A 15,678-nucleotide genomic window follows, 5' to 3' on the forward strand; every position below is an offset into this window, starting at 1 on the left:
CCGGCGTTTCGTCCTCGAATGGCGGCAGCAGCAAGGGCGACCGGGTCCTGAAGACCGCCGCCGAATATTCCAGCAAGAACGTGATCGACGTGAATGTCGTCGCGCGCGTCGGCGACAAGGACCATATCCGGGTTCAGCCGCATGTCTTTGTCAGCGCCTCCCTTGCAACCCGCAAGGATCCGGAACTTGCGGACCTGATCCCGGCTTTCAATCCCCTGAACATGTTCTCCGACCGGACCGACGAACCCAGCGGAACGGAGTTTGCCGAGACAACGACGGCCCTGATCGCGGACAGCATCTACGGCGCCAAGCTGGAGAGCGAGGTCAGCATCTCCCTGGCACCGTTCCCGACCTCCAGTCCGTTGATCAAGGACGACAGGACCCCGTCGGAAACCGAGATCGAACTCGTTGTCCGGGAATCGGCACGGTCGCTATTGGCAAATTCCCCGCAGGCCGCCGCAAAGAAGCTGGTCGATCCGGGCCGCTTTGACTTCAATCTCGCTCTCCAGCCGGATCTCGAACGCTACGCCGTCCGCATCACGCCGGAGAACGTCTCCTTCGTCTCCAAGCGGGACGAAGAGATCCGCTTCGCCGGTATGGAAGAGAGCATCGTGCCGATCACCGAAGGCCAGAACCTGACCGACCTGCTTCTGGACTATGACGCGAGCACGCAGGAAGCGCGCAACATCTCTTCGTCATTCGCCAGCCTTTTCGGCATCACCGAACTTGAGGACGGCCAGCGCCTGCGCATTGCCTACGCGCCCTCACCGGACGATCTGGAAAAGATGCGGCCCGAGCGGGTGTCCCTGTACACCGCCACCGAACACCAGGCGACCGTTGCCCGGTCCGACAGCGGCAACTACATCAAGGCCGAGGAGCCGAGCACATTCCTCGCCGATGCCTTTGCCGAAGCGGACCGTGTGTCCTACGGCGGGCCGACACCCGCGATCTACGACAGTCTCTACCAGACGGCCCTTGAGCAGGACATGCCCGAAGAGATCATCGATGATCTGGTGCGCATGTTCTCGTTCGATGTCGATTTCAATTCCCGCGTCCAGCCGGGCGACGCGCTTGAGCTGTTCTTCACGCCCGGAGACGACAATTCGGCACCGAAGATCCTCTACGCGGCCCTCAATACCGGCAACACGAAACGCGAATTCTACCGCTACCGGACTCCTGACGACGGCGCTACCGACTTTTACGACGGCTCCGGCCAGAGCGCCAAGAAGTTCCTGGTCCGCAAGCCGCTCAACGGCGGCAAGTTCCGGTCCGGTTTCGGCATGCGGCGCCACCCGATCCTCAAATATACGCGCATGCACCGCGGGGTCGACTGGTCCGCTCCGCGCGGAACGCCGATCATCGCGGCGGGCAACGGCACCGTCGTCAAATCCGGATGGGCGTCGGGATACGGCCGGCGCGTCGAACTGCGCCATACCAACGGTTACGTGACGACCTACAGCCACATGACCGGCTTCGGCAAGGGCATCCGCGAGGGCGCCCGCGTGACGCAGGGCCAGGTGATCGGCTATGTCGGCTCCACCGGCCTGTCGACCGGACCGCATCTCCATTACGAGGTCCTGGTCAACGGCCGATACGTCGATCCCATGCGCATCAAGCTGCCCAAGGGGCGGACGCTGGACGGGCAAATGCGGGCAAGCTTCGAGGAAGAGCGCTACCGCGTCGACACGCTGCTGGAACGGGCCCGCAAGCCCTCGCGGGTCGCAGCCGTCAACTGAACCGGCCGGACAATCTGAGAGAACGGCAAGGCCCCGCGGAACGTCCGTTCCGCGGGGCCTTGTCTGTCGTGCATCGGATCCGGCAGATCACGCAGCCGCGCTCTCCGAACCGGCGACCTGGAACACCAGCCTGTCGCCACCGGCTGACACATCGACGGTCTGGCCGTCATGGATGTCTCCGCCAAGAAGTTTTTCAGCAAGCGGATCCTGGACATCCTTCTGGATGACCCGTTTCAGCGGGCGGGCGCCATAGGCGGGATCGTAGCCTTTCTGGGCCAGCCAGCCGAGCGCGCTGTCGTCCACGTTGAGCGTGATCTTGCGGTCCACCAGAAGCGTGCGCAGCCGCTCCAGCTGGATCTTGACAATATCGCCCATCTGCGAGCGCTGCAGGCGGTGGAACAGGACGATTTCGTCCAGCCGGTTCAGGAACTCCGGCCGGAAATGGCCGCGCACCGCCGACATGACTTCATCCCGGACCGCATCACTGTCCTGGCCTTCCGGCTGGTTGACCAGATACTCCGCACCCAGGTTCGACGTCATGATGATCAGCGTGTTGCGGAAATCGACGGTCCGTCCCTGGCCGTCGGTCAGGCGGCCATCATCGAGGACCTGAAGCAACACGTTGAACACGTCGCTGTGCGCCTTTTCGATTTCATCGAACAGCACGACCTGGTAGGGCCGCCTGCGCACCGCTTCGGTGAGCGCACCGCCTTCCTCGTAACCGACATAGCCCGGAGGCGCGCCGATCAGCCTGGCCACGGAGTGTTTCTCCATGAACTCGGACATGTCGATGCGCACCATCGCACTGTCGTCATCGAACAGGAAACTGGCAAGCGCCTTCGTCAGTTCCGTCTTGCCGACGCCCGTCGGTCCGAGGAACATGAACGAACCGATTGGACGGTGCGGATCCTGCAGCCCCGCGCGTGCACGCCGGACGGCGGTGGACACCGCGTGAATGGCCTCGGCCTGGCCGACGACCCGCTTCGCCAGCATGTCCTCCATGCGCAGCAGTTTTTCGCGTTCACCTTCCAGCATCTTGTCCACCGGAATACCGGTCCACTTCGAAACCACCTGCGCAATATGCGACGGCGTGACGGCTTCATCGACCATGGCATCCTTGTCTTCGGACGCTTCGGCCTCGGACAATTGCCGCTCCAGATCCGGAACGACGCCATAGGCAAGCTCACCGGCTTTTGCCAGGTCACCCTGCCGCTGCGCGATTTCCAGATCGGTCCGCGCCTGTTCAAGCTGCTCCTTGATCTTCTGTTCAAGGTTGAGCTTTTCCTTCTCGCCGAGCCAGCGGTTGGTCAGGGCCTGGGACTGCTCTTCCAGGTTCGTCAGCTCCTGTTCGAGCTTGCTCAGCCGGTCGCGGGAGGCCTCGTCGCTTTCCACCTTGAGGGCTTCGCGTTCGATCTTCAGCTGGATGATCCGCCGGTCGAGTTCATCGAGCTCTTCCGGTTTGGAATCGACCTGCATGCGCAGCCGGCTCGCCGCCTCATCGACCAGGTCGATCGCCTTGTCGGGCAGGAACCGGTCCGTGATGTAGCGGTTGGACAGGTTCGCCGCCGAGACGATCGCGCTGTCGGTAATGCGAACGCCATGATGGAGCTCGTATTTTTCCTTGATGCCGCGCAGGATCGAGACCGTGTCCTCCACGGTCGGTTCCGTGACGAAGACCGGCTGGAAACGCCTGGCCAGCGCCGCGTCCTTTTCCACATGCTTGCGGTACTCATCGAGCGTCGTCGCACCGACACAGTGAAGCTCACCGCGCGCAAGCGCCGGTTTCAGAAGGTTGGACGCATCCATTGCGCCATCGGCCTTGCCCGCACCGACAAGCGTGTGCATCTCGTCGATGAACAGGATGATGCCGCCAGCCGCCGCTTCGACTTCCGACAGGACCGCCTTCAGACGCTCCTCGAATTCACCGCGGTACTTCGCACCGGCGATCAGCGCGCCCATGTCCAGCGCAAGCAACTGCTTGTCCTTGAGCGACTCCGGGACATCGCCATTGACGATCCTGAGCGCAAGGCCTTCCGCGATTGCCGTTTTGCCGACACCGGGCTCACCGATCAGAACCGGGTTGTTCTTGGTCCTGCGGGACAGGACCTGGATGGTGCGCCGGATTTCCTCGTCTCGGCCGATCACCGGGTCGAGTTTGCCGTCCCGGGCGACCTCCGTCAGATCCCGGGCATATTTCTTCAGCGCTTCATACTGGTTTTCCGCGGTTGCGCTGTCGGCCGTCCGGCCCTGGCGAAGCTGGTTGATCGCGTCATTCAGACCGTTCGGCGTGACGCCATGGCGCTTCAGCAGCTTGCCGGCTTCGCTCTCGCCATCCATGGCAAGGGCAAGCAGCAACCGCTCGACGGTAACGAAGCTGTCGCCCGCTTTTTCGGCGATCTTTTCAGCCCGCTCGAAAAGGCGTGCCGTCGGCTGCGCCATGTAGAGCTGCCCGGATCCGCCGGAGACCTTCGGCATCTTGTCGAGGATCCCTTCCAGGTCCCCCTTAAGCGCCTTCGCCTGTCCGCCGGCCCTGTCGATCAGGCCGGTCGCCATACCTTCCGGATCATCCAGAAGCACTTTCAAAATGTGCTCCGGAGCGAACTGCTGATGGCCGCGCCCGAGCGCAAATGTCTGAGCGGATTGAACAAAGCCCCGTGCGCGCTCAGTGTATTTTTCAAAATTCATTCTCTACCTCCTACCCGTCCTCACCACCCGAAGCGTGGGGAACGTCGTTGGATATGGACCCCGAGGGCATCCATGCAGCCTCATCAAGCACTGCTCCCCTAATATAGTGTTGCATTTTCATCACAAAAGCCCCCACGGCCCAAAATCCGCGCAACAAAAAACGGCGCCCATGGGACGCCGTTCAGGATCATTGTGATTTGGCAGTTTGGCCTCAGTCCGACACCACCGCGGTTTCCGCCGGCGCGTCTTCACCGGTCTTGGGCCGACGGGTCCGTGTGGTCCGCCGGCGCGGCTTGGCCTGCTCGTCATCGGAAGCTTCAACCGAACCTTCGCCCTCTTCAGCCGGTGCCTCCGTCATGCCTTCCGCCTGGTCGCCGGATGCGCGCCGCGGCGCCCGCGACCTTGAGGTGCGTGCCCGGCGGCGCGGCTTGTCGTCGCCATCGCCGTCATCGGCATCCGCTTTCTGGCCTGCACCATTGACCTGACCTTCCTGGTCGATCACCGGCATGTCCTCGATAAACGGTTGCGGGCTGTTGGCGTCGACAACGTCGCCGTCCGCGGCGGCACGATCCTGCGCAGGCCGCTCCGAACCGTTGACCGGCGGCGTGGCGCCGTTTGTTCCGTTGGCGGCTTCGGCGGACGCCTCTTCGCTGTCTGCACGCGCCGCCGGCTGTGCCGACGGCTGCTGCTGCGGCTGTGCGGCGGCGACGATGCGCAGATAGTGCTCCGCGTGCTGGTTGTAGTTCTCGAACATCACGCGGTCGCCGGATGCCTGGGCATCCCTGGCCAGCTGCTGATATTTTTCCGCGATGTGCATCGCTGTGCCGCGGATTTTCACATCAGGACCGTTTGATTCGTAAGTCCGGGTTAACGGATTGGGACCTTTGCGGCCCCGACCGCGCATGCGCTTATTGCTCTGATTTCCTGGTCTCATCCTGCCGTTTTCTCTTGCGGAACGGCGGTCAGCGAAACGCTGACCCAACATCGGAATTGCATAAACCGATACGAAATACACACCGAAACCAACTATGCTGGTTCGCGGCTGCCTTTCAAAACACGCGCAACGCACTACAGGCCGAAGGCCAGCGCTCACGTCTTCCTCGTCGACAGTCCAAAACACCGGAAGGCCCGATTTGCAGCTGAATTGGTCGCGCGTCAAGCGTGTCCCGTTTTCGTGCTGCCGGATGCGTATGCCCCGCTAAACGCTGTTCACATTTCCGGTTTCGGCGAGTCGAACCTAACCGTTTCCGGTGCAATTTCCAAGTGCTTTTTCGCGTTTGGATCAAAACAGTAAAATTATATCTTGCGCGCAAGCGCAACACGGTCCTTCCCGGCGAGATCCTTAATGATTTCAATCTCTCCAAGGCCGTGTTGACGCAACTGTTTTTCAACAGTCAGTGCCTGGTCATATCCGATCTCCAGCGCGATCCGTGCGTCCGGCCGCAGGAATCGCGCCGACTGCGGAATAAGAGCCGTATAGGCATCCAGACCGTTTTCGCCACCATCAAGCGCGAGTCGGGGATCATGATCGATTACCTCCGGACTGAGGCGCTCCAGAACGCTGCTGCGGATGTAGGGCGGATTGCTGACGATCCAGTCCGGCCCGCTTCCATCGCCCGCATCCAGCGCCTCAAGATAGTCGGCGCAAAGGGGATGGAACCGGTCGGCCACGCCATGCTGGCGCGCATTTTCCATGGCGCATGCGAGCGCGGTCTCCGAAAGGTCGATCGCAATGGCGCGGCTGCGAGGCAGTTCGGCCAGGAGCGTAACCGCAATCGCCCCCGACCCTGTGCCGATGTCCCACAGCGTGATCGGCAGATCTGGTGAAGTCGCGCGAAGAACGGCGTCTATCAGCGTTTCCGTGTCAGGCCGCGGCTCCAGTGTCGCGCTGTTCAGGAGGAACCGCCGTCCGTAAAATTCACGCTCGCCGAGGATACGGCCGACCGGCATGCCGCCGATGCGCAGGCTGGCCTTTTCCTCGATTTCCCGCACGCGCGCGGCGTCGACCTCCCGGCTCGCGTCGAGAAGAAGGTCGGAGATGCCGATGCCCAGCAGGGTGCTGACGAGAAGCTTCGCATCAGGCTCGGGATCGGCAACGCCCGCGTTGCGAAACCGGTCTCTGACAAGCCTGTACAGCGCGCCCGCCTGCATTGTCAGGCGTCTTCGGAGGCAAGCAGATTGGCCTGGTGATCAACAATCAGCGCCTCGATGACCTCGGCAAGCCCTTCGCCGGCGATAATCTGGTCGAGCTTGTAGAGTGTCAGCCCTATGCGGTGATCGGTGACCCGGCCTTGGGGAAAATTATAGGTCCGGATGCGCTCCGAACGGTCGCCCGAACCAACTTGAAGACGGCGTGCCTCGGTCCGTTCGCTCGCGGCCTTTTCGCGCTCTTCGTCGTAGATGCGCGCGCGCAGCAGCTGCATCGCTCGCGCTTTGTTCTTATGCTGCGACCGCTCGTCCTGAACCGCGACGACGATCCCGGTCGGGATATGCGTGATCCTCACGGCGGAATCGGTGGTATTGACATGCTGGCCGCCGGCCCCGGACGCGCGGAACGTATCGATGCGCAAATCACTGTCCTGCACGTCGACATCGACGTCTTCGGCCTGCGGCAGAACGGCGACGGTTGCCGCCGACGTGTGGATGCGTCCGCCTGATTCCGTCGCCGGCACCCTTTGCACGCGGTGCACACCGGATTCGAACTTGAGCCGGGCGAACACGTTGTCACCCGAGACCGACGCGATGATTTCCTTGAAACCGCCGACCTCGCCTTCGCTCGCCGACAGGATTTCCACTTTCCAGCCCTGCAATTCCGCGAACCTCTGATACATGCGGAACAGATCGCCGGCAAAGAGGGCAGCTTCATCCCCGCCGGTCCCGGCGCGGACTTCGAGAATGGCATCGTTGGCGTCGGCTTCGTCCTTGGGCAGAAGGCCGATCCGGACCTCTTGCGAAAGCTGTTCCAGGCTTTCGCTCAACTCGTCGCGCTCGAGTTCGGCAAGTTCGCGCATTTCGGCGTCCGTCTCCGGATCGGCGATGAGTGCCTGGGCACCGGCAAGCTCGTCTTCCGCCTTGATGAGCGCACGGATTTTCTGAACGAGCGGCTCCAGTCCGGCATATTCCCGGGACAGCTTCACATACGCAGCCGGATCCGGTCCGCTCGACATCAGGTGTTCGATCTCGGCGAAACGGTCAAGCAGTGTATCGAGTTTCTGACGCGCCAGCATGAGCGCAGGATCTCCCAGGTCGGATTGGCGGCACACATACGCCGCACGCAATAGGTCGTCTTTGAGAAACGGGCGATGCCGGTGACGGCAGTCCGGTTCCAGGTTTGTTGTTCCGGCGCAGCGCGAGAGGACGCGAATCTGTTCGTTCCGGATGGCTTTCCGACATATCAGCGCAAGGAGCGGACAGCCAGAGGCGATCTGCGATCATCCCGCGCGGCGGATCCGGGCATTCGCAGCCGCGAAGGTCCGCACCCTAGAGCGCAACATCCGTCTCGGCCGCGAAACGCTTCAGCACATCCCGGATCTTGTTGTCGTCATGCCCGGGCTCGAGCCTCGGCAGAAGGCGCGCGGACAGACGGCTGGTATCGAGTGTGCGCAGCATGGCCTTGACCGGACCGAGCGCCGCCGGAGACATGGAAAGGTCGCGGTATCCCAGACCGATCAGAGCCATGGCCTCAAGCGGCCTGCCCGCAAGCTCTCCGCACAGTGTCACCGGCACATGATGTTTATTTGCGCTGTCCGCGATTGATTTCAAGGCACGCAGAAAAGCGACGTTCAGCGTGTCGAACCGTTCCGCAACCCGCGTGTTGCCGCGATCGACGGCGCAGAAGAACTGGAAGAGATCATTCGACCCGACCGAGACAAAGTCGACATAGGTCATCAGTTCGTCAAGCTGGAACAGGAGCGAGGGAACCTCGACCATGACACCCAGGCGAATGTTCTCCGGAACCGGGTGGTCATGACGGCGCAAGTGTTTGACCTCGCGGTCGACCAGCGCGCGCGCCTGCAGGAACTCGTCGACTTCGGCGACCATCGGAAACATGAGTTTCAGGTCGCGTCCGGCCGCGGCATGCAGCAAGGCCCTGATCTGCGTCCGCAGAAGGCCCGGGCGGTCGAGACCGAGACGCAGGGCGCGCCAGCCCATTGCCGGATTTTCTTCCTGGATGGACCGGAGATAGGGCAGCACCTTGTCACCGCCGATATCGAGCGAGCGGAACGTGACCGGCTTGCCGTCCGCCGCATCCAGGATCTGGCTGTACTGCGCCTGTTGCTCGCGCATGCGCGGAAACGCGGACGCGACCATGAACTGGAGTTCCGTTCTGAACAGGCCGACCCCGGCCGCGCCTGATTCTTCCAGATGCGGCAGGTCGATCAGGAGACCGGCATTCATCTGCAGGGAGAACTCCACCCCGTCCTTGGTGACGGAGGGCTTGCCGCGCAGCCGCCGGTACTGGGCCTGGCGCCGCGCCCGGAAGCGGACCTTCTCGGCATAGGCATTTTCCAGATCGGCCGCGGGACGCAGGTGAATTTCGCCGGTGTCGCCGTCAACGATGATCGCGTCGCCCGCATCCGCGAGACTGACGATGTCGTCGACCAGCCCGACGGTGGGAATTCCCAGCGCGCGCGCAACGATGGTCACGTGGCTCGTCGGCCCGCCTTCCTCCAGAACCAGGCCCCTGATCCGGTCGCGTCCATAGTCGAGCAGCTCGGCCGCACCCATGTTGCGGCCGACGATGATGGCGTCCTGTGGCAGTTCGCCGAGGCCCGGGCCGTGCTCGCGGCCCATGAGTTCGCGGATCAGTCTGTGCGCAAGATCATCCAGATCATGCAGTCTTTCGCGAAGATACGGATCCGTCTGGCGGAGCATGCGCGCGCGCGTGTCGCTCTGCACCTTTTCGACGGCGGCCTCGGCGGTCAGCCCGTTCTTGATCGCGTCCTCGATCTTGCGAATCCAGCCCCGGTCGTAGGCGAACATCCGGTAGGCTTCCAGCACCTCGCGGTGCTCGCCCATCGCGGCAATCTCGCCGCTCGCCAGCAGATCGTCGATGGAAAGCCTGAGCCGGTTGATGGCGCCTTCCAGGCGCGCGGTCTCCTGATCGGTGTCCTCGGCAATCAGGTTGGTGACGACGACGCGCGGTTCATGCAGCACGACGTGGCCGAGACCGACGCCTTCGGAAAGCCCGGCGCCTGTTGCCGTGATCGGTCTGGAGAGATCCAGCCCGGTCGCTTCTTGCGCGATTGCCTCAAGCTCTCCGGCCGCCACCATTTCGGCAATGACCATCGCCGTCGTCTGCAGGGCCTCCACCTCGTCCTCGAGATAGGTCCGGTGAGACTGGTTCTGGACGACCAGCACGCCGAGCGTCCGGCCGGCGCGCAGGATGGGCACCCCGAGAAAGGAATTGTAGGCCTCTTCACCCGTTTCCGGCAGATAGGTGAAACCCGGGTGGGCGCTCGCATTCGGGAGATTGAGCGGGCGGGCTTCCGCTGCAATCAAGCCGACAAGGCCCTGACCGACACGCAGCGACGCATTGTGAACCGCCTCGCGGTTCAGACCTTCGGTCGCATAGAGCTCAAGCACGCCATCCGCACGGAGGATATAAACCGAACACACCTCGGCAACGACGTTCGACGCAATCAGCACGACGATCTTGTCAAGTCGCTCTTGCGCCGTGATCGGCTCCGCCATGACTTCACGGAGTCTGCGGAGCAAAAGGCGCGGTCCGGCTAGGTTGCTGCGCATTGCGCCCCCGTCTGATTTCCGCCTCAGGCGGCCAGCGGCCCCGTTCGTCCGGTACCGCCCGCCGGTTTTACTATCCGTCTAACCCGTATAGCGAATGGAGAGTCCGGACCGCAAGTTCTGCATAGGCGGAATCGATCAGCACGGATATCTTGATTTCCGATGTCGTGATCGCCCTGATGTTGATGCCCTTCGACGCAAGGCCGCGGAAACACTGGGCCGCGACACCGGCATGAGAGCGCATGCCGATCCCGATCACGGAGACTTTGACGACGTCGGTCGCCCCTTCCAGATTCTGGAAGCCGATCTCGCTGCGGTTGTCGTCCAGCACCTTCTTGGCACGCTCGAAATCACCTTCCGGCACGGTAAAGGTGATATCCGTCGTCTTCCCGTCGGGCGAAATGTTCTGGACGATCATGTCGACATTGATGTGGGCGTCGGCGAGCGGCCCGAAAACCGATTCCGCGACGCCGGGCTTGTCGGCCACGTCACGCAGTGAGATCTGGGCTTCGTCCTTGGCATAGGCAATGCCGGTGACAACTTGCTGTTCCACGAGTTCATCCTCGTCGCAAATGAGAGTACCAATTGGGAGACCGTCCTTGCCGGCCTGCGGCGCGTCGGGATCGTCGAAGCTGGAGCGCACGAACGTCCTGACATTGTGCACCATCGCCATTTCGACGGAACGCACCTGCAGAACCTTCGCACCCAGCGACGCCATTTCGAGCATCTCTTCGAACGAGACACGCTCAAGACGCTGTGCCTTCGGCACGATCCGCGGATCGGTCGTGTAGACGCCGTCGACATCCGTATAGATGTCGCACCTGTCGGCCTTGATGGCTGCAGCGATCGCAACCGCGCTCGTGTCCGACCCGCCGCGCCCGAGCGTCGCGATCCGGTTGTCCGGCGAGATTCCCTGAAAGCCGGCCATGACGGCAACCTGTCCCTGATCCAGGCGTTCGGCCAGGAACCCGGCATCGATCTCGCGGATCCGCGCGGCGCCGTGGTTTTCGTCGGTCTTGATCGGAACCTGCCAGCCCTGCCAGGAGCGCGCATTCACACCCATGTCCTGCAGCACGATCGCAAGCAGGCCGGATGTGACCTGCTCGCCGGACGCGACGACGGCATCATATTCGCGTGCGTCGTGAAGCGGGGCGGCGTCGCGGCAATATTCCACCAGCTTGTTGGTCTGCCCAGCCATTGCTGAAACGACCACCGCAACCTGGTGTCCGGCTTCCACTTCCCTTTTCACGTGGCGGGCCACATTTCGGATGCGATCGAGATCGGCAACCGAAGTCCCCCCAAATTTTAAAACCAGTCGGGCCATACCACTCGTATTCAATCTAGTCTGTCATGAAGCGCGAGACGCTCCGGATGGATCGGCGGTCATGCATACAGTCTGTGCTGCCTTGCTGCAACTCCGTGTGACCTGCGCTCACTTGACAAATGGTCAAGGACGCTGAACGACAGCTAAACAGTGAACGGCGCCCAACACGCAGTGACGTCGCCGAGGAAAGGGATGTGTCCAATGTCAGTCAAGGCTCAAACGACCGCGAGTACCATCGACGAAGAGGAGGTTGCCCGCTTTTCCGCAATGGCTGAGCAATGGTGGGATCCGACCGGCAAGTTCAAACCGCTGCACAAGTTCAATCCCGTTCGCCTTGCCTACATAAAAGAAGAAGTGTGCCGGAAATTCGGACGCGATCCAAAGGCCTCCGACGCCTTCAAGGGTCTGAGGTTCTTGGATATCGGCTGCGGTGGAGGCCTGTTGAGCGAACCGATGGCCCGCCTCGGGGCCGATGTGGTCGGTGCGGACCCTTCGGAGACCAACATCAAGATTGCCCAGCTGCACATGGAAAGTTCCGGTCTCAAGATCGATTACCGTGCACAGACCGCTGAAGAACTCGCGGCGGCCGGAGAGACCTTCGACGTTATCCTGAACATGGAAGTGGTGGAACACGTTGCCGATGTTCCCCTGTTTCTCCAGGCGACAGGCAGCATGGTCCGGCCCAGCGGCATGATGTTCGTTGCGACCATCAACCGCACGCTGAAAGCCTATGCGCTTGCCATTGTCGGCGCCGAATACGTGCTGCGCTGGCTGCCCAAAGGCACGCATTCTTACGAGAAACTGGTCAAACCGTCCGAAATCGAGGGTCCGTTGAACGCAGAAGGGCTCACGATCACGGACAGATCGGGCGTGAGCTACAACCCGCTGACCGACGCGTGGGTCAAGTCCCGCGACATGGACGTGAACTACATGCTGCTTGCGGAAAGACCGGATGCATCATGATGATCGCTCCGCTCGTCTTCGTGCCCGGTCTGCTCTGCACGGAAAGTCTTTACGCGCCCCAGATCGCGGCATTTTCGGATCGCCCGATCATGGTGGCGGACAACCGGTTGGACGACAGCATCAGTGCGATTGCCGACCGTCTTCTGGAAGACGCACCGGACCGTTTTTCGCTCGTCGGGCTTTCCATGGGTGGCTACATCGCCTTCGAAGTCATGCGGCGCGCACCCGAACGCGTTGAAAGACTTGCGCTATTGAACACCTCGGCGCGTGCGGATTCCGAGGAAAGGGCGAAGCAACGGCAGGTCTTGACCGAACTCGCCCGGAAAGATCGTTTCGACAAGATCCCCGATCTCTTCTTTCCCGGTTTCGTTCACGAAAAGAATGAAACCAGCGAACACCTCAGGGCGATTGTTCACGAGATGGCCGCGGAGACCGGTGCCGATGCCTTCATCCGCCAGCAAGACGCCAACGCGGCGCGCGTCGACTCCCGCCCCTCCCTCGCAAGGGTCGCCTGCCCGACGCTCGTGCTTTCCGGGGATGGTGACCGCCTGATCGCGCCGGATCTCTCCGTTGAGATCCATCAACTGGTTGCCGGCAGCGAACTCGTCATTCTGGAAGACTGCGGACACCTGTCCACACTCGAGCAACCTGAGGAAGTGACGGCGAAACTGCGCGCTTTCCTTGCCTGACCCCGGGCGCCCTCCACGATACCGTCTGCGACCTGATGGCGCAGTTTTTTTTGATCCCTGTCAAAGATTCGAATTGCAGCAAAACTAGAGTTGTCTCACGCTGGTCCGGTAGATCCGGGAAAGATGGCACACGCAAACTCTCCTGCCACCCGGATGGAATGGATCTCAGGACGGTTTCGGGCCGCAGGCGCGAAAGGCAGACAAGCGGAGGATCACACATGGCAACCAAACGCAATCCGGACGTATTCGACTTCACCTCGCTCAAGTTCGAGTGGCCGATGCCGTCCTTCACGAACTGGTCCCTGGCCGAGCGGGAAGACAGGATCGAGGCCAAGACTGTCGCTGGGTTCCAGAAAATGGGAACCACCATGTGGTCCCATGCCGAAAAGGCTTTCGAGGACCATATGGAGTTCGTAAGCCACAGGCTTCACGAGGACTTTGAATGCGCGAAGTCTCTGACGAAATGTGTCGCGCCGGAGCAGACACTCGCGACGCTTCAGGAATTCTATTCGAAGATGGCGACTGAATACCAGGAGCACTTCGAGCAGCAGGCATCGTTGTTCCGGGACAGTTTTTCGCAGGGCGCAGCCGTCGTGGAGGAACTCAACGAGGCGGCAATGGAAAATGTCGGTGAGCTCGGCAAGGCGGCGGAAGAAACGCTTGCCGACATGAAACCGGCTCGGGCCAAGACGCCTTCGCGCTCTTCGGCGGCAGCCAAGAAGCAGAAGTAACCGGCGCAAGCAGGCGTCCGGCGGCACGTTGGAGATCGTCGCCGGACCCGGCGCCGGGTCAGTTCTTGTCTTCGGGAAGTTCCGGCAGCGGCATCACCGGGATGCCTTCTTCAAGGAGGTCGACGGCATCCTTGGGCGTCGTTTCGCCGTAGATGCTCCGCTCCTCGGCTTCGCCGTAGTGGATCTTTCGTGCCTCGTCGGCAAATCCTGTTCCGACATTCTCCGAGCTTTCGACGATCCGTGCGCGGGCCTGTCTGATGGCTTCGACAATTTCTTTCTGCCGAACGTCGCCGGGAAGCAGAGCGGAAGGATGCAGCGCGGTATCCACCGATTTGGATCTGGGCACGGCCGCAGGCTCTTCGCGCTCATGCGGCTGCGCCGCCGGGGCAATTCCGCGCGCCTCCTTGCTGCGCGATGTCGACACCGCGGGGGCCATGAGCCCTTTTTCAACCTTCGCCGATCCACAGGCCGGGCACGTCACCAGCTGCCGCGCAAGCTGGGAATCGAAGTCTCCGGAATTCCGGAACCAGCCCTCAAAACCGTGTTTGGCATCGCAAACAAGCGAATACTTGATCAAGCAGGCTCCTCCCTGAACGCCCGGGTCATGCGGCAGTCGAAATCACGTTCATTGGCAATTGCCGGAATGCGCGCGCGTGCCTTGGAAACCCTGGCTAGGTCAATCTCGGCGACCAGATGGCCCGGTGCGTCGGTGTCCAGTTCGGCAACGACATCCCCCCACGGGTCGACGATGAGACTGTGCCCGAATGTTTCCCGCCCGTCTTCGTGCCGGCCTCCCTGCGCAGCCGAGATGACATAGGCACCGTTTTCGATGGCGCGGGCGCGCTGTAGCACATGCCAGTGGGCCTGGCCAGTCTGCCGCGTGAACGCCGCTGGTGCCGTCAGGATGTCAGCCCCCAGGCGCGACTGAGCCCTGAAGATCCCGGGAAAGCGAATGTCGTAGCAAATGGCCATCCCGAGCTTGCCGAATGGCAGGTCAACGACTGGAACCTGTTCTCCGGCCCTGTAGGTGGACGATTCCCGCCAGCTCTCGCCGCCGGGCAGATCGACATCGAACATGTGGACCTTGTCGTAGGTCTCGACGATCGCGCCGTTCGGTGCGATCAGGACAGCCCGGTTGGCAACCTGGCCGCCCTCCGCAAGAACCGCAACCGATCCGACGTGAACAAAGACGCCCAGATCCGCGGCCACCTGGCGGGCCATGGTCACGAACACGTCCCGGTCGAGGACATCTATCCGGGCGATCAGCTCTTCACGGCTGCGCACCAGGACATTCGACATCTCCGGTGTCTGGATATATGTGGCACCGTCGCCGGCAGCCGCCCTGATCAGGTCTTCCGCACGCGCGGTGTTTTCCGAAATGTCCTTGCCACTTCGAAGCTGAATGCAGGCTGCAGCTATCACGGTCATTCGTTCGCTCTACCCGGAAGAACGCAATTCTCTACCCGGACACTTAATCAGGAAGCGAGCAGAGCGTCCAGTTTGCCCGAATGCTCCAGATCGTGCAGATCGTCGCAGCCGCCGACATGAGTCTGCCCGACAAAGATCTGCGGAAAGGTCGAGCGGCCGTTCGCCTTCTGTATCATCTGCTTCCGCAGCCCCCCGTCGAAGGTTGCATCATATTCGGTGTAGTCCACGCCCTTCTTGTCGAGCAAACGTTTGGCTGCGGTACAAAATCCGCAAAGTTGCCGCGTATAAATTTCCACCTTGGCCATATCGTAGTCCCGTCGTCTGCAGGTGCACCGCCGAGCCCGGAGGTGCCAATCAAAGTCGGGCGATATATGCGT

Annotated in this window: 13 protein-coding genes (1 of these 13 running past the window's edge); 4 read left to right on the top strand and 9 right to left on the bottom strand. The window is 61.9% G+C overall.

Annotated features, from left to right (window positions below; all coding sequences use genetic code 11):
• A protein-coding gene (locus ACO07N_RS04950) for a M23 family metallopeptidase (protein ID WP_421979955.1) crosses the window boundary here: on the top strand, nucleotides 1-1,736 show its 3' portion. Its footprint begins 241 nt before the window's first position; only the last 1,736 of its 1,977 coding nucleotides appear in the window; the start codon falls outside the window, past its left edge; the stop codon is at nucleotides 1,734-1,736.
• A gap of 87 nt (nucleotides 1,737-1,823) precedes the next feature.
• Here ACO07N_RS04950 and clpB read toward each other — a convergent pair whose 3' ends face one another.
• The 6 genes from clpB to ACO07N_RS04980 form a co-directional block, all read right to left on the bottom strand.
• The gene (gene clpB / locus ACO07N_RS04955) at nucleotides 1,824-4,421 is read right to left on the bottom strand and encodes an ATP-dependent chaperone ClpB (RefSeq protein ID WP_421979956.1); all 2,598 of its coding nucleotides are present in this window, start codon (nucleotides 4,419-4,421) and stop codon (nucleotides 1,824-1,826) included.
• Between the two features lie 211 nt (nucleotides 4,422-4,632).
• Nucleotides 4,633-5,355: a DUF4167 domain-containing protein gene (locus ACO07N_RS04960; RefSeq protein WP_421979957.1), complete on the bottom strand. Its 723-nt coding sequence runs from the start codon at nucleotides 5,353-5,355 to the stop codon at nucleotides 4,633-4,635.
• A 362-nt stretch (nucleotides 5,356-5,717) separates the two neighbouring features.
• The gene (prmC, locus tag ACO07N_RS04965; protein ID WP_421979958.1) at nucleotides 5,718-6,572 is read right to left on the bottom strand and encodes a peptide chain release factor N(5)-glutamine methyltransferase; all 855 of its coding nucleotides are present in this window, start codon (nucleotides 6,570-6,572) and stop codon (nucleotides 5,718-5,720) included.
• Nucleotides 6,573-6,574: 2 nt separating this feature from the next.
• A complete protein-coding gene (gene prfA, locus ACO07N_RS04970; RefSeq protein WP_421979959.1) occupies nucleotides 6,575-7,648 on the bottom strand; it encodes a peptide chain release factor 1 in 1,074 nt (357 codons plus the stop codon).
• A 253-nt stretch (nucleotides 7,649-7,901) separates the two neighbouring features.
• Nucleotides 7,902-10,169, bottom strand: coding sequence for a phosphoenolpyruvate--protein phosphotransferase (ptsP, locus tag ACO07N_RS04975; protein WP_421979960.1), 2,268 nt, complete (start codon nucleotides 10,167-10,169; stop codon nucleotides 7,902-7,904).
• 70 nt (nucleotides 10,170-10,239) lie between these two features.
• Nucleotides 10,240-11,490, bottom strand: a complete 1,251-nt coding sequence (locus ACO07N_RS04980) for an aspartate kinase (RefSeq protein WP_421979961.1) — start codon at nucleotides 11,488-11,490, stop codon at nucleotides 10,240-10,242.
• A 201-nt stretch (nucleotides 11,491-11,691) separates the two neighbouring features.
• On the opposite strand from ACO07N_RS04980, the gene ubiG reads away from it, so the two are divergent.
• The 3 genes from ubiG to ACO07N_RS04995 all read left to right on the top strand — a co-directional run bounded on the left by ubiG (nucleotide 11,692) and on the right by ACO07N_RS04995 (nucleotide 13,873).
• Nucleotides 11,692-12,453, top strand: a complete 762-nt coding sequence (gene ubiG, locus ACO07N_RS04985; protein WP_421979962.1) for a bifunctional 2-polyprenyl-6-hydroxyphenol methylase/3-demethylubiquinol 3-O-methyltransferase UbiG — start codon at nucleotides 11,692-11,694, stop codon at nucleotides 12,451-12,453.
• Nucleotides 12,450-13,142 carry an alpha/beta fold hydrolase gene (locus tag ACO07N_RS04990; RefSeq protein WP_421979963.1) on the top strand — a complete coding sequence of 231 codons (693 nt, stop codon included), beginning with the start codon at nucleotides 12,450-12,452 and terminating at the stop codon, nucleotides 13,140-13,142. Before ubiG ends, ACO07N_RS04990 begins: the two co-directional genes overlap by 4 nt.
• 218 nt (nucleotides 13,143-13,360) lie before the next feature.
• Nucleotides 13,361-13,873 (top strand): hypothetical protein, encoded by a 513-nt coding sequence (locus ACO07N_RS04995; protein ID WP_421979964.1) that lies wholly within the window; start codon nucleotides 13,361-13,363, stop codon nucleotides 13,871-13,873.
• A gap of 58 nt (nucleotides 13,874-13,931) precedes the next feature.
• On the opposite strand, the gene ACO07N_RS05000 is transcribed toward ACO07N_RS04995, so the two are convergent.
• From ACO07N_RS05000 to grxC, 3 genes are read right to left on the bottom strand one after another with little or no spacing between them, the layout of a single operon-like run.
• Complete coding sequence (locus ACO07N_RS05000) at nucleotides 13,932-14,450, bottom strand: DUF1178 family protein (protein WP_421979965.1); 519 nt, start codon at nucleotides 14,448-14,450, stop codon at nucleotides 13,932-13,934.
• Nucleotides 14,447-15,301 (bottom strand): carbon-nitrogen hydrolase family protein, encoded by an 855-nt coding sequence (locus ACO07N_RS05005; protein ID WP_421979966.1) that lies wholly within the window; start codon nucleotides 15,299-15,301, stop codon nucleotides 14,447-14,449. Before ACO07N_RS05005 ends, ACO07N_RS05000 begins: the two co-directional genes overlap by 4 nt.
• Before the next feature lie 47 nt (nucleotides 15,302-15,348).
• Complete coding sequence (gene grxC, locus ACO07N_RS05010; RefSeq protein ID WP_306141858.1) at nucleotides 15,349-15,606, bottom strand: glutaredoxin 3; 258 nt, start codon at nucleotides 15,604-15,606, stop codon at nucleotides 15,349-15,351.
• Between the last annotated feature and the right edge of the window lie 72 nt (nucleotides 15,607-15,678).

The sequence above is a fragment of the Roseibium sp. genome (assembly GCF_965229775.1).
In the GTDB taxonomy this organism is placed as follows: domain Bacteria; phylum Pseudomonadota; class Alphaproteobacteria; order Rhizobiales; family Stappiaceae; genus Roseibium.

Excerpts from the sequence above, each read along its gene's own strand:
- ACO07N_RS05005 (WP_421979966.1), bottom strand. The coding sequence starts at position 15,301 with ATGACCGTGATAGCTGCAGCCTGCATTCAGCTTCGAAGTGGCAAGGAC.
- ACO07N_RS04980 (WP_421979961.1), bottom strand. The coding sequence starts at position 11,490 with ATGGCCCGACTGGTTTTAAAATTTGGGGGGACTTCGGTTGCCGATCTC.
- prfA (WP_421979959.1), bottom strand. The coding sequence starts at position 7,648 with ATGCTGGCGCGTCAGAAACTCGATACACTGCTTGACCGTTTCGCCGAG.
- ACO07N_RS04990 (WP_421979963.1), top strand. The coding sequence starts at position 12,450 with ATGATGATCGCTCCGCTCGTCTTCGTGCCCGGTCTGCTCTGCACGGAA.
- ubiG (WP_421979962.1), top strand. The coding sequence starts at position 11,692 with ATGTCAGTCAAGGCTCAAACGACCGCGAGTACCATCGACGAAGAGGAG.
- prmC (WP_421979958.1), bottom strand. The coding sequence starts at position 6,572 with ATGCAGGCGGGCGCGCTGTACAGGCTTGTCAGAGACCGGTTTCGCAAC.
- grxC (WP_306141858.1), bottom strand. The coding sequence starts at position 15,606 with ATGGCCAAGGTGGAAATTTATACGCGGCAACTTTGCGGATTTTGTACC.
- ACO07N_RS04960 (WP_421979957.1), bottom strand. The coding sequence starts at position 5,355 with ATGAGACCAGGAAATCAGAGCAATAAGCGCATGCGCGGTCGGGGCCGC.
- ACO07N_RS04995 (WP_421979964.1), top strand. The coding sequence starts at position 13,361 with ATGGCAACCAAACGCAATCCGGACGTATTCGACTTCACCTCGCTCAAG.
- ptsP (WP_421979960.1), bottom strand. The coding sequence starts at position 10,169 with ATGCGCAGCAACCTAGCCGGACCGCGCCTTTTGCTCCGCAGACTCCGT.
- clpB (WP_421979956.1), bottom strand. The coding sequence starts at position 4,421 with ATGAATTTTGAAAAATACACTGAGCGCGCACGGGGCTTTGTTCAATCC.